This window comes from Rhodococcus sp. MEB064, from assembly GCF_000834565.1.
Classification (GTDB): domain Bacteria; phylum Actinomycetota; class Actinomycetes; order Mycobacteriales; family Mycobacteriaceae; genus Rhodococcoides.
This window is the reverse complement of record NZ_JXQS01000026.1, coordinates 64,512-87,852: the sequence shown is the minus strand read 5'-3', so window position 1 is coordinate 87,852 and position 23,341 is coordinate 64,512. Positions and strand designations below refer to the sequence as shown.

Below are 23,341 nucleotides of genomic sequence, written 5' to 3'. Positions count from 1 at the left end.
GGTTGCATGCGCTCAGCGTGCACCGCCCCGCTGTCACGGCACTGTCGTGCCGGTGTCGTCCCGGTGTCGGATCAGATCCGTGACGGCTCTTCCCACAGGTTGATGCCGGACTCCTTGGCGTGCTCGTCGATCCGGGCCAATTCGTCGTCGTCGAAACTCAGGGTGTCCAGCGCCCCCACGTTGTCGTCGAGCTGCTCGACGGACGACGCGCCGATCAGCACCGTCGTGACGCGTGTGTCTCGAAGTGCCCAGGCCAGCGACATCTGCGCCAGCGATTGTCCGCGTGCCGAGGCGATGTCGTTCAACGCGTTCAGATGTCCGCGCATGTCCTCGGTCAACCAGTCGGGGTCGAGCGACTTACCCTGCGCCGCTCGGGATTCGTCGGGAATGCCTCCGAGGTACTTGCTCGTCAACATGCCCTGGGCGAGAGGCGAGAACGCGATGATGCCGACACCCAACTCGTCGACGGCGGGCAGCAGATCCGACTCGATCCAGCGGTTCAGCATGGAGTAGCTGGGCTGATGGATGAGCAACGGAACCCCGGCGTCGGACAGCAGGGCGGCCATCTGGCGAGTGCGCGCGGCCGAATAGGAGCTGATACCGACGTATCGGGCCTTGCCTTGCTGCACGGCGCTGATCAGCGCGCCCGCGGTCTCCTCGACCGGAGTCTCCTTGTCGGGACGGTGACTGTAGAAGATGTCGACGCTGTCGAGGCCCATCCGTTCGAGCGAACGGTCGAGTGAACTCAGCAGGTATTTCCGCGACCCGCCGAAGCCGTACGGGCCGGGCCACATGTCCCAGCCGGCCTTGGTGGAGATCACCAGTTCGTCGCGGTACGGCCCGAAGTCCTCCCGCAGGATGCGGCCGAAGTTGATCTCCGCGCTGCCGTACGGCGGGCCGTAGTTGTTGGCCAGGTCGAAGTGGGTGATGCCCAGGTCGAACGCGCGGCGCAGGACGGCGCGCTGGGTGGCCAGGGGCACGTCGTCTCCGAAGTTGTGCCAGAGCCCGAGTGAGATGGCGGGAAGCTTCAGCCCGCTCGCACCGGTGAGGCGGTACGGCATGGTGTCGTAACGATGAGCGGAGGCGACATAGGGATCCGGCATCGCCCCATCCTGCCGGATGCGTGACGGTCACCAACGCGAAACCGTGCAGCCGGGCGTGCACGTTCGCTAGCGTTTGCGTGTGAGCACTTTCGGCAACTTCCAGAACGAGATCTACCTGACCGGGCTCGGCGGACTCTCGCCCGATCTCCCCATGACGGCCGACGGTCTCGAGGACCGTGCCCGCGAGACGTTGTCCGCGGCGTCCTTCGCCTACATCGCCGGAAGTGCGTCCACCGAACGCACCGCTCGGGCCAATGTCGACGCGTTCGCCGCGCACAGGATCGTTCCCCGGATGTGGCGCGGAGCCAGCGCTCCCGACGCCCGGGACCTGTCGGTCACGGTGCTCGGTACCCCCCTGGCGGCGCCGATCCTCACCGCACCGGTAGGTGTGCTCGGCATGGTGCATCCAGCGGCGGAACCTGCAGTCGGTTCTGCCGCAGCCGAACTCGGTATCGGGTCGGTCCTGTCGACAGCGTCGTCGACACCGATGGAGGACGTCGCGGCCGAGTCCGGCGACAACTGGTGGTACCAGCTGTACTGGCCGTCCGACGAGGGCGTGGCCGAATCGCTGGTCCGCCGGGCGACGGCATCCGGAGCGAAGGTCATCGTCGTCACCGCGGACACCCCCGGAATCGGATGGCGTCCTAGGGATCTGACGCTGGGCCACCTCCCGTTCCTGCGCGCCGAGGGCATCGCAAACTATCTGTCCGATCCGGTGTTCCGCTCTCGTCTGGCGGCCCCACCCGAGGAGAGTGCGGAAGCTCTGCAGATCGCCGTCCTCACGTGGGTCGGCATGTTCGGCAATCACACTCTGCGCTTCGCGGACATCGCGCGAGTCAAGGAATGGACGCATCTTCCCGTCGTCGTCAAGGGAGTGCTGCACCCCGATGACGCCCGCGCTGCCGTCGACTCCGGTGCCGACGGCGTACTCGTCTCCAATCACGGTGGACGACAGGTGGACAACTCGATCGCCGCACTGGACGCGCTCGAACCCGTCGCCGCCGCCGTGGGGGACAGGGCGACGGTGCTGCTGGACTCGGGCATCCGATCGGGCGCCGATGTTCTGGTCGCCCTGGCGCTCGGTGCCGACGCCGTTCTCTACGGCAGGCCCTGGGTCTACGGCCTCGGTCTGGCCGGCCGCGACGGCGTCGTGCACGCGCTGCGGTGCCTCCTCGGCGACCTGGACATCACGATGGGTCTCGCCGGGTTGGCGTCCGTCGCCGACGTCGACCGGTCCATCCTGCATCGCGCCTGACGCCGGGCCCGTGATCGTGACGGCCGACGTCGACCGCAGCGGGCGGCCCATTAGTATGTGATGCGGAAGCGTGGCAGAGCGGCCTAATGCACTCGCCTTGAAAGCGAGAGACGTGTAAAAGCGTCCGTGGGTTCAAATCCCTCCGCTTCCGCCAACGAACGAGCCCCCCACCTGCAGGTGGGGGGCTCGAGTCGTACGTGTTGCCGGTACTGCTACTTCTGCTTCGCGGCGAGTCCGCGCGCCACGATGGCTGCCTGGAGATACCGCAGTCCCGACGGGACGCTCGGATCGATGCCGGTGAGCTGCCCGATGCGCTTGAGGCGGTAGTCGACGGTGTTGGCGTGGACGAACAGGTGACGCGCGGTGCGCTGCCTGTTCAGTTCGTGGCCGATGTAGGAGGTGAGCGTGTCCAGCAGTTCCGGTGCGTCGTCCAACGGTCCGAGGGCGCGCAGCAGTTGCTCCCTGCCACGACCGGGCCGTGTCAGCTGGTACTCCAGCACAAGGTCCTCGGTCCGGTACATACCGGACGGCCGACCCAACTGCCTTGTGAGAGAAAGCAGTTCGTAGACGTGCTCCGCCGCGCCGGGGATGTCCTCGCGCTCCGCCGTCGTCACGGTGGCGGTGATGGGGATTTCGCCGGCGCGAGAGAGCCGCTCGATCAGGGTGTCGATCCACTCCCGCTCACGGGGCGCGGGCAGAAGTACCGTGCCGCCCTCGGTGCTGAGCAGAGCCAGCGGGGACTTGCCGCATGTGGTGGCCAGCTCCGCCTGGATGCGTCGGAGCTTGCGGCGCGCAGAGACCGTGCGGTCGACGACGGGATTCGACTCGTCGGGATGCTGGGGGAAGTGCAAGGCGATGACCAGGTACTCGTCGGCGAGGTCGATCCCGCACTGCTGCGCGGTGGACGTGGCGTTCTGACCACCGCTGAGCAGCGTGGTGACCAAAGTATGTGTCGCCGTGTGATGTTCGGAGGCGACCGACCGGTACTCCTCGACGTAGGCGATCGAGACCTCGGTCGTGACGGCTTCCAGGAGGGTCACCAGCACGAGGGAGTTCTCGGTCAGGTTCTCCGAGTTGTGGGTCTTGGCGTCGCGGCTGACAAGAGTGAGTCCGAATCGGAAACCGTCGTGGTACGCGCGGAGGATCGACCGGAGCGGCACTCCCTCGCGAGCCCAGCGCGCTGCAGCGTCGTGGACGTTCGCCAGGTCCTTGTCGGACGGAGTCTTGCCCGACTCGAGCATGCGCACCGCCAGTCCGAGGCACTTGACCGTCACCTCGGTGACGTCGCCGTGGAGCAGTTCGCCCGGCAATGTCCCGCAGGGGGTGTTGGCCGCGAAGTGATCGACCAGGTGACGAGCCACTCCCCGGAGATCGTTCAGCGCGAGCGTGTTGCCCTTGGTACCGGCGATCAGGCCGGCCTCCACGTGGCCCGGAAGCGGACTCGGAGCTGTCTTCGGTGTGGTCATCGATCCCCCCATGACTGTGTAGTTCATGTCAGTCGTGCATGTTCTCGGGGTACCGTAACAATCATTAACGGGATTCGAGATTGTTTCGAGATACCGAACCGAGAGTGCCGGTATGAGTCGGCACATTGTTCGGTGAGGTTGCCCACCTCGTGCGCACCGACCGTGACCTGCGCTGACATCGGCGCATGACGGATGTTGAGACAAACGCACCTGCCGATTCGTCCGCAATTGTCTTGCTTCCACACAATTGAGTACCGACTGATTCATGAAATATCACAACACTGGTTTCGATCAATGAAGTGTGTTTCGGCGCTGCAAACAGTCTCGCGGTATGATTCAGGGGTTCTTGCGGACCGAACGCAGCAGCTCGACATGCTTTGTGACCGCTGACAAGACCGCAAGCAGTCGATTGGACGTGGAGTCGGCTCTGCCTACCAGCCAGTAGGTTGGTACGGGCTGCGTTCCATGGACGGTCGGTCCGACGCACCGATATTCAGCACGTGTGGCCCTCGGCCACGTTCTTTCCCGAAAGGTTCGGTCGATGCGACGTCCCGCTCTGCTCGCCGCCGGTTGTCTCACGGCGATGGCTGTCCTGGGTGCCGCACCCACCGCGACCGCCGAGCCGAGCGTTCCGGGGTCGTCCTTCCCGAGCCAGCCGGCAGCGTCGTCCGCACCGCGCATCGTCTCCGTCACGATGGAGACCGATCGTCGCGCCGTCCTGTCCGTGTTCTCCCCGGCGATGAGCCGCGAGATCCAGGTTCAGGTGCTGCTGCCCGCGGACCGGTCCGCACCCCGCCCGACGCTGTACATGCTCGACGGCGTCAGTGCCGGCGAGGAGTCGAACTACACCGAGAGCACGTGGACGCAGAAGACCGACGTCGTCTCCTTCTTCGCCGACAAGGCTGTCAACGTGGTCCTGCCCGTCGGCGGCCGAGGCAGCTACTACGCGGACTGGCAGCAGTCCGATCCGATTCTGGGACTCAACAAGTGGGAGACGTTCCTGACGTCCGAGCTCCCTCCTCTCCTCGATGCACGTTTCGACGGCAACGGGATCAACTCGCTGATGGGCTTGTCCATGGGCGCCCAGGGTGCGATGAACCTGCTGACCAAGCATCCGGATCTGTACACCGGAATAGCCGGCTTCAGCGGGTGCTACGACAATCGCTCCAACGAGACCAAGAACGCCGTGCGCGCGACCGTCGGTTCCACCGGCGGTGACGCCACCAATATGTGGGGCCCCAACTCCGACCCCGCGTGGGCGGACAACGACCCCAGCAACCATGTCGAAGCCTTGCGCGGCAAGCAGATCTACCTGTCGACGGGTAACGGCTTCCCCGGCCCCTACGAGGCGGCCGGTGGGTTCGGCGAGAGCGTCATCGAAGCGCTCACCGTCGGCGGACCGCTCGAAGCTGCTGCGAACATCTGCACCACCGGCTTCGCGGACACGCTGCGCACCGCGGGCGTCCCCGCCACCATCGTCTTCAAGCCCTACGGCACGCATTCGTGGAAGTACTGGCAGGACGAGATGCACAACTCCTGGCCTGTCGTCTCCAGGTCCCTGGGGCTCTAGCTCCTCGCGCTGCTGGGGGTGTGTGCGGCGCATCGAGCGTGCGGCACTGGGTGTGCACCCCTTCTGGTGGCCGCACACTTCTCCCCGCCGGCCGTAGAGGGTGTGCGCTTACCGCTGGGGGTGTGCACACCGGTTGCAGGTGCCACGTCGGCAGGCCGTTTGGGTGCGTCGGGCCGTGCGGTACTGGGTGTGTGCACCCCTTCTGGTGGCCGCACACCCCTACCCGCCGGCTGTAGAGGGTGTGCGCTTGGCGCTGGGGGTGTGCACACCGGTTGCAGGTGCCACGTCGGCAGGCCGTTTGGGTGCGTCGGGCCGTGCGGTACTGGGTGTGGGCACCCCTTCTGATGACCGCACACCCCTACCCGCCGGCCGTAGGGGGTGTGCGCCCACCAGTAGAGGTGTGTACACCCCCAGCAGCCCGCGAACCCCAGCGCTACGACGTGACCGGAGCGAACTGCTCAGCGGCCGCCGAGGCGAACTCGAGGAACGCGTCGTTCTCGTGCGGGTCGCCGACGGTGATGCGCACGCCGTCGTCACCGTAGGCGCGCACGATGACGCCGGCTTCGGTCGAGGCAGCCGAGAAGTCGCCGGAGGATGCGCCGAGCGGTATCCATACGAAGTTCGCGGACGAGTCGGGAACGTGAAACCCGAACTCGCGCAGGGTGTATCGCAGTCGAGAACGCTCAGACGTCACCGTGGTCGTACGCGCGAGCAACTCATCAGATGCTGCCAGGGACGCAATGGCAGCACTCTGCGCGACACTGCTGACGCTGAAGGCCGTGTGCACCTTCTCCATGGCCGTGATGATCGACGGCGCTCCGACGGCGTACCCCACCCGTAGTCCGGCGAGGCCGTAGGCCTTCGAGAATGTCCGCAGCACTACGACGTTGGGTCGGGTTCGACCGATCTCCACCCCGTCGATCACGCGGTCGGTGTACTCGAAGTACGCCTCGTCGAGCACGATCAGAACGTGGTCCGGAACGGCATCGAGGAAGCGGTCCAGCGCGGCTGCATCGACGACGGTGCCGGTCGGGTTGTTGGGATTGCAGACGAACATCAACCGCGTGCGGTCGGTGACGGCGGCAGCCATCGCGTCGAGGTCGTGGACGTCATCGTCTGTCAACGGCACGCGGACGGCGGTCGCACCCGCGACGAGCGTGACGATGGGATAGGCCTCGAAGGAGCGCCATCCGAACACGACTTCGTCGTCGGCGTTGCACGTGATCTGAACGAGCTCCTGACACAGGGCAACGGATCCGCATCCGGCAGCCACCGAGGTCGACGCGACACCGAGGAAGTCCGCGAGCGCCTCGACCAGCTGAGTCGACTGGTTGTCGGGATAGCGGTTCACACCGGCAGCGGCCTCCGCGATGGCGGCGACCACGCTCGGGAGGGGACCCGCGGTGGTCTCGTTGCTGGCCAGTTTGATCGCGCCGGGAAAGGAGCGCCCGGGGATGTAACCGGGGATGGCGTCGAGGTCAGGGCGGGTGCGTGCGGTCACAGCAGTCGATTATGCGCCGGGGTCGGACACAGTGTGGTGTCGGCATCGGCAAGGCCCTCGCTTTAGCCATTGTCTGCCATTACCCTCTACGCATGTCGGGTCTCATCGAGGACACTGCGCCCATCCGCTCGCGCGACGAGGGGGCGGACACCACGACGCTCGATCGCGTGCCGCTCACCGCGTTCGAGCCGGACACCAAGGCCCGAGGCGGCATCGTCGTCCTGCACGAGGCCCGCACCTTCCCGCCGGCGCTGGTCGAATTCATGAAGGCCCTGGCCGCCGACGGTTGGCTCGTGGCGGCACCACACCTGTTCCATCGTGCGGCGGGGGACGACGACGTGTTCGGCACGCCGCTGTTCGAGGACTTCGATGCGACCGTCACGTGGCTGCTCGCGCGTGGGGTGCCCGCGGACTGCATCGGGGTCATCGGTTTCGACGATGCGGGCACCGCAGCTGCTCTCGTCGCCACCGACCGGACGGTGGGCGCCGCGGTGAGCGTCGCGGCCCCCGGAATCGTGGAGCCGTTGACCGCGGATGCGCGTGCCCTCATCGACGCCGCTCCCTCTCTCAAAGCGCCGTGGCTGGCTCTGTACGGCCGCGACGATGCCCGCACGCCCGTCGACCATGTCGAGAGGCTCCAGGACGCTGTAGCGAAGGCTTCGGTGGCGACACTCGTCGTCAGCTATGCGGGCGTCGAGCACCGGGCGGACGAGGAGTCGGCGCCGTACGACGGTTCAGGGAATTCGGTGGGTGACGACGCGATCGACGACGCTCAGCGACGGATCTTCGACTGGTTCGACAGTCATCTCCGATAAGACCGCCCCACCAGCTGTTTTGCGTCTACACCGGGGCGTGTGTAATCTTCCTTCTCGGCGGTTCGCAAGGACCGGTGCCCTCGAAAGAGGTCCAGGAGGCGTGCCAGAGCGGCCGAATGGGAGTCACTGCTAATGACTTGACCCTTCACCGGGTCCGGAGGTTCAAATCCTCTCGCCTCCGCCACTTTCGACTTCGGTCGGAAGACAACTGAACAGTTCTACAGCATGCGCCCGTAGCTCAACGGATAGAGCACCTGACTACGGATCAGGAGGTTAGGGGTTCGAATCCCTTCGGGCGCACCACAGAAAGCCGGTACCAGGATCACCTGGTGCCGGCTTTTTGCATGTGTGGCTCCACCTGTTCTATGTACTATGCGATAGAACATAGAGCGGGGATCCGCCCCGCGTCAGTGGGGAGTGCGTCGTGACCGATTTCCGGACCATCACCGTCGAGCAGCGCGAGCACGTCCTGCACATCGGCCTGAACAGGCCGTCGAAGCGGAACTCCTTCACCACCGACATGATCCGAGAATTGTCGACGGCCTACGGACTTCTGGAGAGGGACGACGACCTCCGTGCCGGAGTGCTCTTCGCCCACGGTGACCATTTCACCGCTGGTCTCGATCTCGTGGACGTCGCCCAGCATCTGACGGGGAACAGTCTGCCGGTAGCCGAGGGTGGGCGGGATCCGTGGCGTCTCGACGGGACGTGGACCACTCCGGTGGTGACGGCGGTGCACGGGTGGTGCATGACCCTGGGCATCGAACTGCTGCTGGCGTCGGATATCCGAGTGGCTGCAGCGGGGACCCGCTTCTCACAGATGGAAGTTCAGCGTGGCATCTATCCGTTCGGCGGTGCGACGCTACGATTTCCTCGCGAGACCGGCTGGGGAAATGCCATGCGGTGGATGCTCACCGGCGACGAGTTCGACGCGGAGGAGGCCCGTCGCATCGGGCTCGTGCAGGAGGTCTGCGCGGATCCCGCGGCGGCGATCGATCGCGCGATCGAGCTCGCACACCGCATCGCGGAGACTGCCGCGCCACTCGGTGTGCGGGCGACGCTCGAGTCCGCTCACCGCAGCCTGATCGAAGGGGATGCCGCGGCGGCCGCGCACCTGCTTCCGGGCATCCGCACACTGTTCTCGACGTCCGACGCGGCCGAAGGGATGGCATCGTTCGTCGAGCGTCGGCGGGCGACCTTCACCGGCAGCTGACATGCACGCACACACTACGAACGGAGCCCCGATGACGATGTCGGACGAACGCAGACTCATGGCCCTCGCGGCAGTGGCCGGTATCGCGCAGAACGCGATCGCCCTGCCCTACGTTCGGAAGCACGGGACACGATCGGCCGCCGACTTCTTCGTCGGGAAGATCTGGTCCACCGTGCCCGGACGGTTTGCGATGGTCGACCTGATCCTGGTGGTCGTCGCTTTCCACGTCTGGGCACTGCCGGAGGCGCGGCGACTCGGCATCGTCCGATGGTGGCTGCTCACCGTGGTCCTGACCTTCGGGGTGGGCATCGGCTCCGCCATTCCTTTCTTCCTCGCCGTCCGCGCTCGGACGGTCCGGCTCGCGGGCTGACGTCTCAGCGCACTACGCGCGCTCCTGCAGTGCCGCGGTGACCGACGCGAACATGGTGGTCTTGATCGCGCCGAGAGTGCCGCGATCCTTGCCGGCGATCGGAACGATCCGAGCGATCGCGTCCGACACCACCTCGCCGTCCGGTGCGGTGGCGTCGACGAGTCGGGCGGACAGTGCGTCGGCGCCGCCGTAGCGACGGCCCGTCGTCATCGCCACCAGGGCATCCTGCGGAGACAACTTGGCCTGGATCAACGCGGCCATGCCGGGTGTGAAAGGGATATTGATATCCACCTCCGGGAAGCAGTAGAAGCCCCGGTCCTCGCGCATGACGCGGAAGTCGTGAGCCAGAGCGAACATCGCGCCGGCGCCGAAGGTGTGGCCGTTGACGGCGGCGACGGTGGGCAGCGGGAACGTCAGGATCCGTGCGAACAGGTCCTGCACGCGTCCGACGTACCAGTCGGCGCGCGTCCCGTTGGCCATCAGCCAGTCCAGGTCGAGCCCGTTGGAGTAGAACTTTCCCGTTCCTACGGTGACGAGCCCGCGGGCGTCTGCCTCCACGCGGTCGAGGTGGGTGCCGACGGTGTCGAGCCACTCCGGCGAGAAGCGGTTCTCGTCGTCGCCGAGAGTGAGAACGGCAATGTCGTCGCGAATGTCCAGGGTGGCGGTCATGGTGAAGCCTTTCGTCGTGAGCGACCGGTGTCGGCCGCAGGTGGTGGGAGAGTCAGGACGCCGCGAACGGCGGCAGCGAGCCGCGCGCGAACGGCTGTGTCCGGAGTTCGGTTGCCGCGCAACAGGAGTGCGGTGGGGAGCTCTACGACGCAATCCTTGATCACGGCGACCGCCTCGCGGTCGACCCGTCCCCACAGCGCGTCGGACAATCGCAGGAAGAGGTCGAGGAGGGTGGCGTCGAGTGTGCGGAGATCGTCGGCCGTGTCCGCCGGGATGTCGTCGCTACCCAGGAGCTCGCGGCGGGAGACGGCCAACAGGAAGCGGCCCGCCATCGGTGCGTCGAGCAGGAAGACGGCGGGGGCATCCGCTGCCGCGACCACTGCGTCGACCGCGGCGTCGTATCCGGGAGTGCGAGCCAGAGCCGCGTCGGCAGCCGCACGTTGCAGGGTGAGCATCCGGCGAGCGTCGCGCACCCACACCCGTCCGAGCAGCCCCGCCCGCGAGCCGAAGGCGTGATAGAAGGCGCCGTTGGAGATCGCGGTCCGCTCGGATACCGCGCGAACGGTGACGGACGCAGCGCCGGACTCGACGGCCAGTACTTCGGCCGCATCCATCACCGCGTCGAGGTCGTGCTGGCGAGGACGGGGCATGTCGTCACCATAACAGAGCAAGTGCTCCATTAGAGGTTCAGCTACATCCCCCGCTGCGGTGCGCTCATATCACCGGTGGTCGGAGCACTGTCCGTGACTGCGTACTGCAGCAGGACAGTGCCGCCGGGGCTCGCCTGCGGAGGCGCCGTCAGTGTCAGATTCGACGGCACGGTGCCCGCGTCGAACACCTTCTTGCCGACACCCAACAGGATCGGATGAACCCAGAGGTCGAGACGGTCGAACAACCGCTCCCGCACCAGCGTCTGCACCAGGTCCAGGCTGCCCACGACCTTGATGTCGTGATGCCGCTGTCGGATCTCGCGCACGGCGGTCGGCAGATCAGGGCCCAGTACCGAGGATCCGGCCCAGTCGAGCGTGCGCCGGTCGCGCGAGGCGACGTACTTGGGAATCCTGTTGAAGAGTTTCGCTATACCGTCGTCCGGCCCGCCCTGTTGGTGAGGCCAGTACGCAGCGAAGATGTCATAGGTCCGTCTCCCGAGCAGCAGCGCATCGGTGCCTCGGTAGGCCGCGTCGACCTGTGCTCCGGTGACGTCGTCGATCAGGGGCGCCTGCCAGCCGCCGAACGGGAACCCTTCGGGGTCCTCGTCGGGCCCGCCCGGCGCCTGTCCGACGAGATCGAGCGTCGCGAACATCTCGATCGTGATCGTTCCCATGGTGTGTCTCCTCGCGTCACGTGTGTGACGGTATGGACCACCGCACGGTCAGGAAGTCATCGCTGGACGCTGTCGAGGTTCACACGCTCCTCGCCGCCAGGCCACCGTCGACGGGAAGGCAGACCCCGTTGATGTACGCCGCATCGTCCGAGGCGAGAAAGACAGCCGCATTGGCCACGTCCTGTGGCGTGCCCATCCGTCCGGTCGGACTGGAGGCGTGGCGGGCGGCGAGTGCGGTCTCGCGAGACGCGTCGTCCACCAGGGTGTGCGAGACCAGGGGTGTGTCGATCAGCCCCGGCAGGATCGCGTTCACCCGGATACCGAACGCGGCGTATTCCAGCGCCAGCGCCACGGTCAGCTGATTCACTCCGGCCTTTCCGGCGGCGTAGGCGGGATAGGAGTACCCGGTGTACCGGATGCTCGCCAGCGAGGAGACGTTCACAATCGCCCCGCGCCCCACCGAGAGCATCCACGGAATCGTGTACTTGCAGGTGAGGAACACCCCGGTGAGATTGAGCGACAGCGCGGCGTTCCACCGGTCGAGGCTCAGGTCGGTGACCTGTCCGGTGGTCACCGACCCGACGTTGTTGTGCAGGATCGTGGGCGGTCCGACGGAGTGTGCGGCGGCGTCGACGGCGTCGCGTACGCCGTCCTCGTCCGTGATGTCCGCGGCGATTGCCATCGCTCGTCCGCCGGCTTTCACGATCTCCTTCGCCGTCAGCTCGGCCTGGGCGGGATCCCGGTCGATTGCTACCACCGTCGCCCCGGCCCTGGCATAGGCGAGTGCGGCGGCGCGGCCGTTGCTCATGGCTGTACCGCTCGACCCTGCGCCGAACACGAGCACGACACGGCCGGACAGTGACGATGGCATGGCGGGCTCCGAATTCCGAGGGCGAACGTGACGTCTCGATGGTCGTCGAGTGGTAGGCCCTCGAACCAGGGCGCCGCGTCGAGCGTCGGCGTGAAACTTCCACCATCTGTAGGAAGAACTGCGAGGCTGACATCCATGACGGCCACCCCGAGCGTCGATGCTCGCCTCCTGGAGCTGATCGACGCTCTCGCCGAACATCTCGGCCGGTCGGTCGTGGTCGACGACCCGGCAATCCGGTTGATCTGTGCGAGCAGGCATTTCGGCGACGAGGACGCCGTGCGCGTCCGCGCGGTGTTGCAACGCGACGCCGGTGCCGACGTCGGCCGGTACGTTCTGTCGCGAGGCGCCGGACGGTGGCACGGAGCGCACGTCCTCGAGGCGAGCCCGGACCTGGGGCTGACCGCGCGGCTGTGTGTGCCGCTGCACGGGCCGGGGTGGTTACTCGGTTTCCTCATGGTCATCGACGCCGACGGTTCGCTCACTCCGGAGGAGATCCGGCACATCGAGAAGGTGAGCCGGGACGTCGCATCCGTGATGCATGCGGGCTCCATCGCATCCGGCGAGGCCTCCGTCGAGCGGACGGCAGCGTTGCGCGATCTCCTCGGCAACGACGAGGCCGCTCGGCGCGCCGCCGAGGCGTGGTTCGTAAGGAATGGGGGGCCGACGGGGTCGGCGTGCGTGACCGTGGTGTCGTTCGTCGTCACCGCGCTGGGCACACCGGATGCCTCGGTCGCGACTGCGCTGCAGGTGGCCGTCGACATGGCGGCACGGACACGCGGCGCCACTGCGCAGCACCTGGTGGACGAGGACCGCGCGCTCCTTCTGCTCACGTCCGATGTGGTTCCGACTCGTGCGGGAATACTCGAGCACGTCCGCCGGGTGGCGGACGGCCTCGATCGGGTGCTGGGGGCCGGCTCCTATCGCTGCGCCGTCGGTGTCGGCATCTCGACCGAGGGACGCGCAGGCGCGTGGCGTGCTCGCCACCGCGCGGACGTCGCGTCACGAGCACCGTCCGATGATGTCGTCTTCTGGGACGACCTCGGGGTGGACGCGGTGCTGCTCGAGCTTCCCGCCGAGGTGATGGTCCCGGAATCCGTCCCGTTACCGCTGCGCCGCCTCATGGAGAAGGACCCGTCGGGACGGCTGACGTCGACGCTGCGGTCGTTCCTCGACAACGGTGGCTCCGTCGCGAGGACGGCTGCCGAGCTCCACATGCATCGGACGTCGCTGTACTACCGGTTGGACCGCATACGGGAGATCACGTCACTCGATCTCGACTCGGGACGGGACCGGCTGCAGCTTCATCTGGGGCTGCACCTGCATGACCTGACCTCGCAGTTCCGACAGAACGAGGATCGAGGCACCGCGCATCCCGACGGACCGAGGTGGTGACACAGGTCACCATGGCGCGACACTCGCTCAGTCGGTGTCTCCGCCGGCACCGACCCGAGGAGCCGCAACCATGATGGTCACCACCAGCGACGGGTGTGCACTCGACGTCAGAGACAGCGGTCCCGGATCGACCGGTGACACCCTGGTGCTGATGCACGGATGGTCGCAGTCTCGGGCGATGTTCGACCGCGTGATCCCGCTGCTCGCTCCCACTCATCGGGTGGTGTCTTTCGACCTCCGTGGACACGGAGAGTCGGGCAAGCCGGCGACTGGCGCGCGTGTCGCGCGGCTGGCAGCCGATCTGCACGAGGTACTCGACGCTCTCGACGTGGATCGAGCATGCCTGGTCGGGCATTCGTTGGGCGCCTCGGTCGCCTGGAGCTACCTGGACACCCATGGATCGTCCCGCGTCGACTCTCTCGTCGTCGTGGACCAGCCGAGCGCCTGCGCCGTCCTGCCGTGGATGACGGCGGAGGACGGCAAGGATGCGGGTGCGATCCTGGACGTGGCGGGTGCCGACGCTTTCGTGGCATCGCTGACCTCTCCCGAGAGCGACGCGATCCGCCACGCGTTCCTGGTGTCGATGCTCTCCCCGGACATCGGCGCCGACGACGTGGAATGGCTCTACCGCGAGAACCTTCGGATGCCGGCCGCGTGGGGTGCGCGGCTCCTGTTCGATCACATCATGCAGGACTGGCGAGACGTGTTGCCCGGCATCGACGTCCCCACTCTCGTGATCGGCGGCGAGGTCAGCCACGTGTCGACGGCGTCCCAGGCATGGACCGCCGACCGGATCCCTGGTGCCGAACTACGCGTCTTCACCAGAGCCGAGGGAGGCAGCCACTTTCCGTTCTTCGAGGATGCCGCATCCTTCGCCCCCGTGCTTCTCGACTTCCTCGCTGCACACCGTGTTCCGTCGGCCGCTCAGCGCAGTGCCGCGGCCGTCTGACCGAGCACCTCGATCAGTCCCTCCAGATCCGGCTCGTCGTCGGTCGGGTGGGCGACGACGGACGTGATTCCCATCTGCCCCAACCTGGTCACCTCGCGGGCCACGTCTGCTGCGCTGCCCGTGACAGCGAGTCCGTGCGCATCGGACTTGCCCCACCGCGCGACCTCGTCGCGAATGCGGTCATCGGCATCGGCGCCCACAGCCACCAGTCGAGGAGCGATGATGCGGTGGTCGGCCGATCGCCGCGCTGCGATCACCTCGGCGCACGACGCGGCCAGTTCGTCGTCCGACATCGAGGCAGCGAACAGGGTGCCGTCCGAGCGGGATGCCGCGTAGCGCAGCGTCTTCGGGCCGGTGCCGCCGAGAAAGAACGGTTCGTCCGGCGCCGGCCACTGCAGCCGCACGGCATCGAGCGTGACGTACCGGCCGTCGACGGTGACCTCGTCGCCGCGGAGTAGAGCGCGCAAGGCTGTCGAGTACTCGTCGAGCAGGGTCATGGGAGACGCGACGCGGGCGCCGGTCTGCCCCATCCAGCGCTGCACCCCGTGTCCGACGCCGGCGAGGAAGCGGCCGGGGAACAGGCGATGCAGCGAGGCGACCTCCATGGCGCACAGCGCGACGTTGCGCAGCGGTGCGGGCATGAGGCCCAGTCCGACCTGTATCCGGTCGGTACTGGCGAGAACTGTTGCCGCGGTAGTTAAACCGCCGTGGCTGAAGCAGTCCTCCCACAGCCAGAACTCGTCCAATCCGGCCGCGTCGGCGGCGCGGGCGACGTCGATCAGCCGAGCCGGGTCGTGTGCAGGGGTGAAGGCGATGCCGAGCCGCGGAGTGGTCACGAGACACGCTCCGGACGGCGGAAACGTGACCAGTTGTCGTGCAGCACAGCGCGACACCACTCGTCACCGAGGCCGAGTCCGACGACACTCTCGAGAGCGTGGGCATAGGGATACGGAATGTTGGGGAAGTCGCTGCCGAACACGATCTTGTGCTGGAGGTCTTTCAGGCGAGGCAGTGCTTCCCGCGGGTACGGCGCGACGTCTTCCATGAACTTCGTGAACACCATCGTGGTGTCCAGGCCGACGTTGTCGTAGGTCTCGGCGAGGGTGAGGAACTCGTCGTACTCGGGCATGCCCATGTGCGCGATCAGGAGTGTCAGTGTCGGGAATCGTTGCAGCAGAGCACCGATAGGCGTCGGGCCGGTGTAGGGGCCGGCTTCCGGTCCCGACCCGCAGTGGATCACGACGGGCACCCGTGCATCGTCGAGCAGGGCCCAGACCTCGTCGAGGTGCGGGTCGAGCACATCGAAGGCTCCCACCTGGACATGGCATTTGACGACGCCGACACCGTCCTCGAGTGCCGCGCGGATGTACGCGCCGGCGCCGGGTTCGGCGTAGAAGGTCGCCGTGCGCACGCAGTCGGGCGTGCGGTCCGCGAACTCGCCCGCCCATGTGTTGAGCCACTGCGCCATGCCCGGCTTGTGGGGATAGAGCAAGGACGTGAAGGTGCCGACCCGGTATTCGCGCAGGAGTTCGGTACGCGCGTCCTCGTCCACGCGGTACTCGATCGGCCAGGCCCTGCCCAACCGCTCGTCGACGGTGTCGAAGTAGTTCCAGACCTTCGCCAGAACCTGGTGGGGCATGAAGTGGGTGTGGACGTCGACGATCGACGCGAGCTCGAGGTCGTCGAGCACACGGTGGACGTTGCGGATGTCGTCGTCACGGTTCTGCACGCAGTCGATCCTCGCACCCCGTGCGGGTGCGCCGGCGGAGATGTCGGATCCTTGACTTACAGACAAACCATGTCTGTAATAGCTGCATGACGGGATCACTGCAGGGACGAGTCGTGGCCATCACCGGTGGCGCGCGCGGAATCGGGCTCGCCACGGCGCGAGCCCTCGTCGACGGCGGCGCGAAGGTGGCCATCGGCGATGTGGACGCGCGGGCGCTGGACAGCGCAGCAGCGTCCGCGAACGTCCACGCACACACGACGCTCGACGTGACCGATCCAGCGTCGTTCGACGCCTTCCTCGATCTGGTCGAGCGTGAACTCGGACCCGTCGACGTGGTCGTCAACAATGCGGGCATCATGCCCGTCGGTGCGTTGACGGACGAAACCGATGTGGTCGCCCGGCGGATCATGGACGTCAACGTGCACGGCGTCATCACCGGGACGAAAGCCGCGCTGCGCCGGATGGCACCGAACAGGCGCGGACACGTCATCAACATCGCGTCGATGGCGGGGGAGACGGTGGCACCCGGTCTGGCGACCTACTGCGCGAGCAAGTCGGCAGTCATCGCGTTCACCGAAGCGGCTCGGTTGGAGTACCGGTCGTCGGGTGTCGAGTTCTCCCTCGTGCTTCCGTGGTTCGTGAACACCGAACTCGCGTCCGGGACACGCAGTGTGCCGTTCATGAAGAAGGCCGAGCCCGAGGACATCGCGCAGGCGGTGGTCCGATTGATCCAGCGCCCGCGGCCGAAGGTTCGCATTCCTGCCATGGCCGGCGCCATTGTCGTCAGTCAGCGGTTCATGCCGCGTCGACTCGGCGAATTCGTCAGTCGCAGTTTCGGATCGGAGCAGATCTTCCTGGCCGACGTCGATACCGAACGTCGTCGCGCGTACGAGGACAGGGCGCGTGGGCAGGTCTCGGTTCCGGATCCTCGCGCCTAGCGCTGCACGCTCGTCAGCACGGCCGCCACCAGGTCGTCGACGTACGCATCGTCATCGGTCGGAATCGATGCGTCGTGGGCGAACAGGACACGGCTGAGGACTGCGCCCGTGAGCATTTCGAGAAGCAGTGTGGTGCGAGTGCTCTCGGGCAGTTCGCCGCGGGCAACCGCTCGACGCACGATCTCCCGTGCTGCCGTGAACCGGCTGGTGCTGATGGTGGCGGTCAGCGCTTCGAGCAGATCGGGATAGACGCGCGCGTCCAGGGCGACACGGACCGCGATGAGACCCGAGGAGTCCCGGTAGCCCGTGAGTAGCTGCCGGGCCAGCTCGGCCAGGTCCGTCGTCAGTGAGCCGGTGTCGATGGGATCGACCAGCGGCAGTACCGCTTCCAGGGCGCCGGTGAGCAGATCTTCCTTCGTGGGCCAGCGTCGGTAGATGGCGGCGCGTCCGACCCCGCCGGTCTTGGCGACGGCATCGATGGTGAACCCGGCCCACCCCGTCCGCCAGTACACGTCGACGACGGCGCCGTAGACCCGCGATTCCATGGACGGATCGCGGGGCCGCCCACGTCGGACCGATTCTCCGCTCGTCTCCATGGCACCAGCTTATTACAGACAATTGGTGTCTGTAATAAGCTGTCTCCATGTCACACGCAACAGAGCGCATTCCGGTCGTCGTGGGCGTCGGCGACGTCGTATCCGGAAGCGCCGGCACGTCTGCCGACCCGGTCGAACCACTCGACCTGGTGCTCCGTGCAGTCGAGGCGGCGATCGCGGACACGGGCGTATCGACACTGACCGCGAATATCGATGCCATCCACGCCGTCCGGACGACGAGTTGGAACTACGAGGACCTGCCCGCGCTGGTCGCCGACCGTCTGGGTGTCGAGGCGTCGAGGCGGTCGACCAGTTCGATCGGTGGGCACCATCCTGCGCGCCTGATGGATCAGGTGGGCCACGACATAGCCGAGGGGCTGACCACTGCCGCGCTGGTGATCGGCAGTGAAACCCAGGCGTCGGTGCGCGCGTTGACCAAATCGGGTACGAACCCAGCGGACATCGGATGGCTCACCGCGCCGGGTGGCCCGCCGACCTTCAGCCCCGACGACCTCGGCAGCGCCGAGATGCAGCGCGCCGCGATTCTGGCACCCGTTCAGATCTACCCCCTCTTCGACATTGCTCGCGCTCACCGACTCGGCGTTCGCCCGACCGAGTCCCTGCGTGCGTCGGCAGAGTTGTACTCCCGCTTCTCGTGCGTCGCTGCCCGGCACCCGGTCGCCTGGAGCCCGGTCGAGCGCACCCCCGACAGCATCTCCACCGTCGACTCGACGAATCGCGCGGTGTCCGACTGCTACCCGCTCGCCATGAATGCCATGCCGTTCGTGGATCAGGCAGCCGCCGTCCTGGTCTGCTCGTTGGCAGCGGCGCGCGACGCGGGCGTGCCGGACGATCGCCTCGTCTACCTGTGGGGCGGTGCCGGTGTTTCGGACACCCCGGACCTACTCGCGCGCAGCACGTTCGATCACTCACCCGCCCTCCGTGAGGCGGTGCGCACCACGTTGTCGGCGGCGGGCGTGACCGGTGCGGACCTGACCGTCGTCGACGCCTACAGTTGCTTCCCCGTCGTGCCGATGCTGTTGATCGACGAACTGGGACTGTCGCCCGACTCGACACCGACGGTGCTCGGCGGACATTCGTTCTTCGGCGGTCCTCTCAGCAGCTATTCGCTGCACGCCGTCGCGGAGTCGACCAGGCTGCTGCGCACGGCACGCGGGAGTGGGTCTCCGGCAGTCGCGATGGTCCATGCCAACGGGGGTTATCTCACGCACCAGCACACGATCCTGTTGTCGACAGCGGCACACGAGGACGGGTACATCGGGAATCCCGACGCGGTCTCCCTGTCGACGGATCCGGTGTCCGTCGTGCACAGCTACGACGGACCGGCGGTCGTCGAGACGGCCACCGTCATGTTCGGCCGCGACGGGGCGCCCGACCAGGCGCTGATCGTGGCCAGAACACCTGCGGGAGAACGCGTCGCGGGTCATGCCGGCGCCGATGTCGCAGCCGCTCTCCACGCCGCGACGACCGAGTCCGACACGTCCGTCGTCGGTCTCGAGATCGACGTGATCGACCACGACGGAACTCTGACCGTCACGATGAACCGAACCGACAAGGACGTACCGCTATGACCGATCAGGATGCCGTCCTCACCGAAGTGCGCGATCACGTTCTGCTGGTGACGATCAACCGCCCGAGAGCGGCGAACAGCGTGAACGCCGAGGTGCATACCCTTCTCGGGGAAGCGTGGGAACGAGCGGACGGGGACGACACCATCCGTACCGTCGTCCTCACGGCGACAGGGGATTCCACGTTCTGCGGAGGGGCTGACCTCAAGGCCCTCGGTACGCGTGGGCCCGACGGAGTCACGCCTCCCGAGACGGCGCACTGGGGCTTCGCCGGCATCACGAGGCACCCCATCTCGACGCCCGTCATCGTCGCAGTCACGGGAAATGCGCTCGGCGGCGGCACCGAGATCGCTCTGTCCGGAGACCTGGTGATCGCCTCCACCACAGCGCGATTCGGGCTACCCGAGGTGCATCGGGGGTTGATAGCCGGCGCGGGCGGGCTGTTCCGGCTCGTCGACGCCATTCCGCGGGCGATCGCGATGGAGCTGATCCTCACCGGTGAGCCCATGACCGCGCAGGATGCGGCCCGATGGGGATTGGTGAATCACGTCGTGGAGCCGGAACGCGTCCTCGACACCGCGCTGGAGCTGGCCGAGAAGATCAGTGCAGGGGCGCCTCTGGCCATCAAGGCCAGCAAGGTGATCGCGCGCGGCATCGAGGACGGCCGTATCCCGTCCGAATCCGCAGCGTGGGCGGAGACGGACCGGGCACTGGCGCGGCTCTCCACCTCGTCCGACACGGTCGAGGGCATCATGGCGTTCATGGAGAAACGCGCGCCTCGGTGGACGGGACACTGACCCGAGCGCGCGGCGTGCCGACAGCGATTGCGGTCGGAATTCTGACCGGACTTCTCGCCGCGACGCTGTTCGCGGTGATGCCGTCTCCGTGGGATGCGCTCGCGAACACGAGCGCACTCTGGGGGCTCGTTCCGTTCGCGGTGGCGTCGCGAAGCGAAGGCGGACGTGGCGTGTTGCTCGGCGTCGCGTCGATGCTCGCACTCGTCGGGTCGTGGATAGTGTTGGCACCCAGCATCATCAGTGGGCGCGAGGTGTTGGTGTTTCTCGTCGCGGGGCTGGCTGCCGGGGCGGTGTGCGGCGCTGCCGGCGGTGCTCTGCGCGGTAGCCGTCGGGTCATCGGGACCACCGTCATGGCCGGGCTGGTACTCGGGGAAGCCGTGTACGGACTCGGCGTGGTGGGAGGGCCTCAGTGGCTCGTGGAAGCCGCGATCGGCGTCGCCGTGGTTCTGCTCGCCTGCCGGACCACGACGGACCGAGCCCGCGCAGGGCTCGGTTCCGTCGCGGTCGCGGTGGGATCCTTCGGGCTCTACGCCCTGTACGACGCGATAGACGCCGCGTGAACGGTCAGGCCTTCCACTCGTCGGTGCGCTCGGGGGTGGCCTGTGCCAGTGCCTCGACAGCCGCATCGGTGCCGAAGTCCTTGCCGTACACCGGTGTTCCGGGCTGCTGACGCCAGGAGTCGGCAAGCGAGCCGGTGTCAACGACGTCGAAGCCGATCTCGTCGATGACCTCGGACACAAGCTTCTTGGCGTCGGCGTCGTCCCCGGCGATGGGGAGTGCGATGCGTCCGTCGGTACCGGCCGGAACACCCTTGTTCAGAAGGTGCTTCCACCAGATGCCGTTGAACGCCTTGACTACCGGCTCGCCGAGCACCTCCGACACCCACACGCTTTCCGGCGTTCCGGATTCGATCGCGTCGATCTTTCCGTCACGTTGCTGCGGGTAGTAGTTGTTGGTCTCGATGACCGGCGCTCCGGGCTTGCGCGCGGACAGGATGCCCGACGCCAGGTCGGGAGTGTTCTTCTGCGGGATGCTGACAATGACCAGGTCGGCGTCGGTCGCGGCGTCCTTGGCCCAGACGGCGGTAGCTCCCGTCTCGGATGCCAGATCGGCGAGGGTCTCGGGATCGCGCGAGTTGGACACGGCGACCTCGTGGCCGACAGCGCGCAGTCGCCGCGTCAGGGTGCCGCCGATGTCTCCTGCTCCGATGATGCCGATCTTCACGTCATTCTCCTTCGGTCGTACGACGAGCGTCTCGCTCGGCCAACCCCGTCGGATCCCGGATCATTCCCCCGGTGGGTCAGGGTGCGCCGAAACCCGCCTCGCTCAGCACTTTCTGTCCGTCGGCGCCGGCCACGAAGTCCATGAAATCGCTCGCGAGGTCCGGTGTGCGAGAGTCGGTCAACGTGGAGATCGGGTAGGTGTTCACCGCGCCGGACGAATCCGGGAAGGCCACCGTGTCGACGGCATCTCCGGCGCCGGAGGCGTCCGTGACGTAGACGAGTCCGGCGTCGGCCTGCCCGGACGTGACCTTGCCCAGCACGTCCGTCACCGACGACTCCTCGCTGACGGGCGCGAGCGTCACCCCGGTGGCGCCCTCCAGCTTCTCGGTGGCGGCTCCGCACGGCACCTGCGGTGCGCACACGACGGTGTCGGTACCGGGTCTCGCCAGATCGGCGAACGATGTGATGCCCGCCGGATTGCCGGGAGGAGTGACGATGGTGAGGGTGTTCGTCGCGAAGGTCACCGGGTTTCCGTCGATCAGATCCGCGTCGACTGCCCTCTGCATGGTGGCGGCGTCGGCCGAGGCGAACACGTCGCCGCGCGCACCTTGCGTGAGTTGGGACAGCAGGTCCGACGAGCCCGCGAAGGTGAACGTGACGGTGGTGCCCGGATGCGACTGCTCGAACTGCGTCCCCAGCTCGGTGAACGTCGTCTTCAGCGACGCGGCGGCGAACACCGTGACGGTGTCTCCGGCGTCGGGAGACGAGCACGCCGACATCGCCACGACCAACGCCGCCGTCCCGCAGACGAGCACGGATGTTCTGGGCATGATGCGCTCCTTCTGACCGCAGGTGCGGTTCGGAAGCGACGATATAGCAGCGGCTGCGGATACGGCGGTCAGGCGTCGTCGAATGCGGTGACGATCAGGTGCTGCGTTCGGCGGCCCAGAGGAATCTCGGCGTCCGGACGGTGACGGGGAGCGGCGTCGGCGCCGAACAACGCGACGATGCTCTCGGTGGGAACGGACGATCCCGTGTCGTCGAGGAAACGCAGTGCGACGACGGCCGTCGCGTGAACCCGACCGTCGACGTCGAAGATCTGCTCCAGGTAGGCGTTCTTCGCATCCACGCCGAGGACTCGCGTCGACACCGAGAATTTGGTCCACAGCGTCAGGGACCGCACGTAGGTGATCGTCTGCGACGCGACGACGGGATGCCACCCCTTGCCCCGCAGCGTCCGCCACAACCCGCCGCGGACGAACATGTCCACTCGGCCGGCGTCGAGTATCGACAGGTAGCGACCGTTGTTCATGTGCATCAACACGTCCAGGTCGGACGGCGCGACTCGGAACCAGGTGCGGGTGGGTTCGACGCGCACGGGACCGTGTCCGGTGCGCCACGGCGCCATCTGTCGAAGAAGGCGGAGCGACATCAGCATGGCGTCACTATGACTGTTCCGTAGCCTCGCGCAGTCGTCAGGGTTCGGCCGGCATCGACGTGAGGTGCGCGAGGAGCGGTGCGGCGCGGGTGAGCAGGGCTGCGTCCTCCGGAGACATGGCGGCGAGTCGGCGTCCGATCGCGTCGATCCACACGTCGTCGATCATCTCGCCGTGCCGCCGTGCCGTAGCGGTGGAATGCAGCCGACTCGACCGTCTGTCACCGGGATCGGTGTCCCGCGCGAGCAGTCCCTTGTCGATCAGACGTCGCACCGTCGTGCTGACGTTGCTGCTGTGCAAGCCCAGCATGCGGGCGACGTCCGAGACGGTGGTCCCCTCATGGCCCACCACCACCCGCAGAACTTCGAGTTCGGAATGAGGGAGAGCGGGCAGGCCGGATTGACGCTCACCGAAACGTCGGAGCGACCAGACGAGGGCGCGAACCTCCCGAGCGATGTCGATCACATCGGACTCGCTCACTGGACTTCCGGGCTCCATGGCTGCCATTCTACTCATGTGAGTATGTATAAAGTTA

The 23,341-nt window shown here is 66.9% G+C and carries 25 protein-coding genes and 3 tRNA genes; 14 read left to right on the top strand and 14 right to left on the bottom strand.

The features are described 5' to 3' along the window. Positions 1-71 precede the first annotated feature (71 nt). On the bottom strand, positions 72-1,103 hold the full coding sequence (mgrA, locus tag RU01_RS13530) for an L-glyceraldehyde 3-phosphate reductase (protein WP_042575077.1): 1,032 nt from the start codon (positions 1,101-1,103) through the stop codon (positions 72-74). A gap of 79 nt (positions 1,104-1,182) precedes the next feature. Between mgrA and RU01_RS13525 the strand changes: the two genes are divergently transcribed. Together RU01_RS13525 and RU01_RS13520 are read left to right on the top strand one after the other, a co-directional pair. Continuing rightward, positions 1,183-2,358, top strand: a complete 1,176-nt coding sequence (locus tag RU01_RS13525) for an alpha-hydroxy-acid oxidizing protein (protein WP_042575076.1) — start codon at positions 1,183-1,185, stop codon at positions 2,356-2,358. 64 nt (positions 2,359-2,422) lie between these two features. Further along, positions 2,423-2,512 (top strand) — tRNA-Ser (locus RU01_RS13520). Positions 2,513-2,570: 58 nt separating this feature from the next. On the opposite strand, the gene RU01_RS13515 is transcribed toward RU01_RS13520, so the two are convergent. Beyond that, a complete protein-coding gene (locus tag RU01_RS13515) occupies positions 2,571-3,824 on the bottom strand; it encodes a PucR family transcriptional regulator (protein WP_042575117.1) in 1,254 nt (417 codons plus the stop codon). A gap of 541 nt (positions 3,825-4,365) precedes the next feature. Between RU01_RS13515 and RU01_RS13510 the strand changes: the two genes are divergently transcribed. Beyond that, entirely contained in the window at positions 4,366-5,394 is a 1,029-nt protein-coding gene (locus tag RU01_RS13510; protein ID WP_042575075.1) for an alpha/beta hydrolase, read from the top strand. A 433-nt stretch (positions 5,395-5,827) separates the two neighbouring features. Here the strand turns inward: RU01_RS13510 and hisC are convergent, their stop codons facing one another. Then, positions 5,828-6,895, bottom strand: coding sequence for a histidinol-phosphate transaminase (gene hisC, locus RU01_RS13505; protein WP_042575074.1), 1,068 nt, complete (start codon positions 6,893-6,895; stop codon positions 5,828-5,830). A 92-nt stretch (positions 6,896-6,987) separates the two neighbouring features. Between hisC and RU01_RS13500 the strand changes: the two genes are divergently transcribed. The 5 genes from RU01_RS13500 to RU01_RS13480 all read left to right on the top strand — a co-directional run bounded on the left by RU01_RS13500 (position 6,988) and on the right by RU01_RS13480 (position 9,293). After that, positions 6,988-7,710, top strand: a complete 723-nt coding sequence (locus RU01_RS13500) for a dienelactone hydrolase family protein (RefSeq protein WP_042575073.1) — start codon at positions 6,988-6,990, stop codon at positions 7,708-7,710. A gap of 94 nt (positions 7,711-7,804) precedes the next feature. Continuing rightward, positions 7,805-7,894, top strand: a tRNA-Ser gene (locus RU01_RS13495). Positions 7,895-7,937: 43 nt separating this feature from the next. After that, positions 7,938-8,013: transfer RNA gene (locus RU01_RS13490), tRNA-Arg, on the top strand. A gap of 121 nt (positions 8,014-8,134) precedes the next feature. After that, complete coding sequence (locus tag RU01_RS13485; protein WP_042575072.1) at positions 8,135-8,923, top strand: crotonase/enoyl-CoA hydratase family protein; 789 nt, start codon at positions 8,135-8,137, stop codon at positions 8,921-8,923. A gap of 31 nt (positions 8,924-8,954) precedes the next feature. Then, positions 8,955-9,293 carry a DUF2834 domain-containing protein gene (locus RU01_RS13480; RefSeq protein ID WP_042575116.1) on the top strand — a complete coding sequence of 113 codons (339 nt, stop codon included), beginning with the start codon at positions 8,955-8,957 and terminating at the stop codon, positions 9,291-9,293. Positions 9,294-9,305: 12 nt separating this feature from the next. On the opposite strand, the gene RU01_RS13475 is transcribed toward RU01_RS13480, so the two are convergent. From RU01_RS13475 to RU01_RS13460, 4 genes are all read right to left on the bottom strand, one after another. After that, complete coding sequence (locus RU01_RS13475; protein WP_042575071.1) at positions 9,306-9,962, bottom strand: enoyl-CoA hydratase/isomerase family protein; 657 nt, start codon at positions 9,960-9,962, stop codon at positions 9,306-9,308. Then, complete coding sequence (locus RU01_RS13470) at positions 9,959-10,612, bottom strand: helix-turn-helix domain-containing protein (protein ID WP_042575070.1); 654 nt, start codon at positions 10,610-10,612, stop codon at positions 9,959-9,961. The genes RU01_RS13475 and RU01_RS13470 overlap by 4 nt, the downstream gene beginning before the upstream one ends. 41 nt (positions 10,613-10,653) lie before the next feature. After that, on the bottom strand, positions 10,654-11,286 hold the full coding sequence (locus tag RU01_RS13465; protein ID WP_042575069.1) for a dihydrofolate reductase family protein: 633 nt from the start codon (positions 11,284-11,286) through the stop codon (positions 10,654-10,656). A 79-nt stretch (positions 11,287-11,365) separates the two neighbouring features. After that, positions 11,366-12,157 (bottom strand): SDR family NAD(P)-dependent oxidoreductase, encoded by a 792-nt coding sequence (locus RU01_RS13460; protein ID WP_042575068.1) that lies wholly within the window; start codon positions 12,155-12,157, stop codon positions 11,366-11,368. 135 nt (positions 12,158-12,292) lie between these two features. Here RU01_RS13460 and RU01_RS13455 point away from each other — a divergent pair, with 135 nt between their 5' ends. Continuing rightward, positions 12,293-13,549 carry a PucR family transcriptional regulator gene (locus tag RU01_RS13455; RefSeq protein WP_042575067.1) on the top strand — a complete coding sequence of 419 codons (1,257 nt, stop codon included), beginning with the start codon at positions 12,293-12,295 and terminating at the stop codon, positions 13,547-13,549. A gap of 70 nt (positions 13,550-13,619) precedes the next feature. Then, positions 13,620-14,498: an alpha/beta fold hydrolase gene (locus RU01_RS13450; protein WP_042575066.1), complete on the top strand. Its 879-nt coding sequence runs from the start codon at positions 13,620-13,622 to the stop codon at positions 14,496-14,498. Here the strand turns inward: RU01_RS13450 and RU01_RS13445 are convergent. Then, entirely contained in the window at positions 14,474-15,334 is an 861-nt protein-coding gene (locus RU01_RS13445; RefSeq protein WP_042575065.1) for an LLM class flavin-dependent oxidoreductase, read from the bottom strand. The genes RU01_RS13450 and RU01_RS13445 overlap by 25 nt on opposite strands. Beyond that, positions 15,331-16,227 carry an amidohydrolase family protein gene (locus tag RU01_RS13440; RefSeq protein WP_442970517.1) on the bottom strand — a complete coding sequence of 299 codons (897 nt, stop codon included), beginning with the start codon at positions 16,225-16,227 and terminating at the stop codon, positions 15,331-15,333. The genes RU01_RS13445 and RU01_RS13440 overlap by 4 nt, the downstream gene beginning before the upstream one ends. Before the next feature lie 86 nt (positions 16,228-16,313). On the opposite strand from RU01_RS13440, the gene RU01_RS13435 reads away from it, so the two are divergent. Next, positions 16,314-17,165, top strand: coding sequence for an SDR family oxidoreductase (locus tag RU01_RS13435; protein ID WP_042575064.1), 852 nt, complete (start codon positions 16,314-16,316; stop codon positions 17,163-17,165). Here RU01_RS13435 and RU01_RS13430 read toward each other — a convergent pair. After that, positions 17,162-17,761 carry a TetR/AcrR family transcriptional regulator gene (locus tag RU01_RS13430; protein WP_042575063.1) on the bottom strand — a complete coding sequence of 200 codons (600 nt, stop codon included), beginning with the start codon at positions 17,759-17,761 and terminating at the stop codon, positions 17,162-17,164. The two genes, RU01_RS13435 and RU01_RS13430, sit on opposite strands and share 4 nt — an antisense overlap. Before the next feature lie 47 nt (positions 17,762-17,808). On the opposite strand from RU01_RS13430, the gene RU01_RS13425 reads away from it, so the two are divergent. The 3 genes from RU01_RS13425 to RU01_RS13415 are packed head-to-tail and all read left to right on the top strand — an operon-like array spanning position 17,809 to position 20,707. Next, positions 17,809-19,353: an acetyl-CoA acetyltransferase gene (locus RU01_RS13425; RefSeq protein ID WP_042575062.1), complete on the top strand. Its 1,545-nt coding sequence runs from the start codon at positions 17,809-17,811 to the stop codon at positions 19,351-19,353. Next, positions 19,350-20,147 (top strand): enoyl-CoA hydratase-related protein, encoded by a 798-nt coding sequence (locus RU01_RS13420; RefSeq protein WP_042575061.1) that lies wholly within the window; start codon positions 19,350-19,352, stop codon positions 20,145-20,147. The genes RU01_RS13425 and RU01_RS13420 overlap by 4 nt, the downstream gene beginning before the upstream one ends. Before the next feature lie 14 nt (positions 20,148-20,161). Beyond that, the gene (locus RU01_RS13415) at positions 20,162-20,707 is read left to right on the top strand and encodes a DUF6518 family protein (RefSeq protein ID WP_156148912.1); all 546 of its coding nucleotides are present in this window, start codon (positions 20,162-20,164) and stop codon (positions 20,705-20,707) included. A 4-nt stretch (positions 20,708-20,711) separates the two neighbouring features. Here the strand turns inward: RU01_RS13415 and RU01_RS13410 are convergent, their stop codons facing one another. From RU01_RS13410 to RU01_RS13395, 4 genes are all read right to left on the bottom strand, one after another. Beyond that, positions 20,712-21,371 carry an NADPH-dependent F420 reductase gene (locus RU01_RS13410; protein WP_042575060.1) on the bottom strand — a complete coding sequence of 220 codons (660 nt, stop codon included), beginning with the start codon at positions 21,369-21,371 and terminating at the stop codon, positions 20,712-20,714. Between the two features lie 76 nt (positions 21,372-21,447). Then, positions 21,448-22,200, bottom strand: a complete 753-nt coding sequence (modA, locus tag RU01_RS13405) for a molybdate ABC transporter substrate-binding protein (protein WP_082043099.1) — start codon at positions 22,198-22,200, stop codon at positions 21,448-21,450. Positions 22,201-22,268: 68 nt separating this feature from the next. After that, positions 22,269-22,808, bottom strand: coding sequence for a thioesterase family protein (locus tag RU01_RS22515; protein ID WP_082043098.1), 540 nt, complete (start codon positions 22,806-22,808; stop codon positions 22,269-22,271). 37 nt (positions 22,809-22,845) lie between these two features. Beyond that, on the bottom strand, positions 22,846-23,322 hold the full coding sequence (locus RU01_RS13395) for a MarR family winged helix-turn-helix transcriptional regulator (RefSeq protein WP_082043097.1): 477 nt from the start codon (positions 23,320-23,322) through the stop codon (positions 22,846-22,848). Positions 23,323-23,341: the final 19 nt, after the last annotated feature.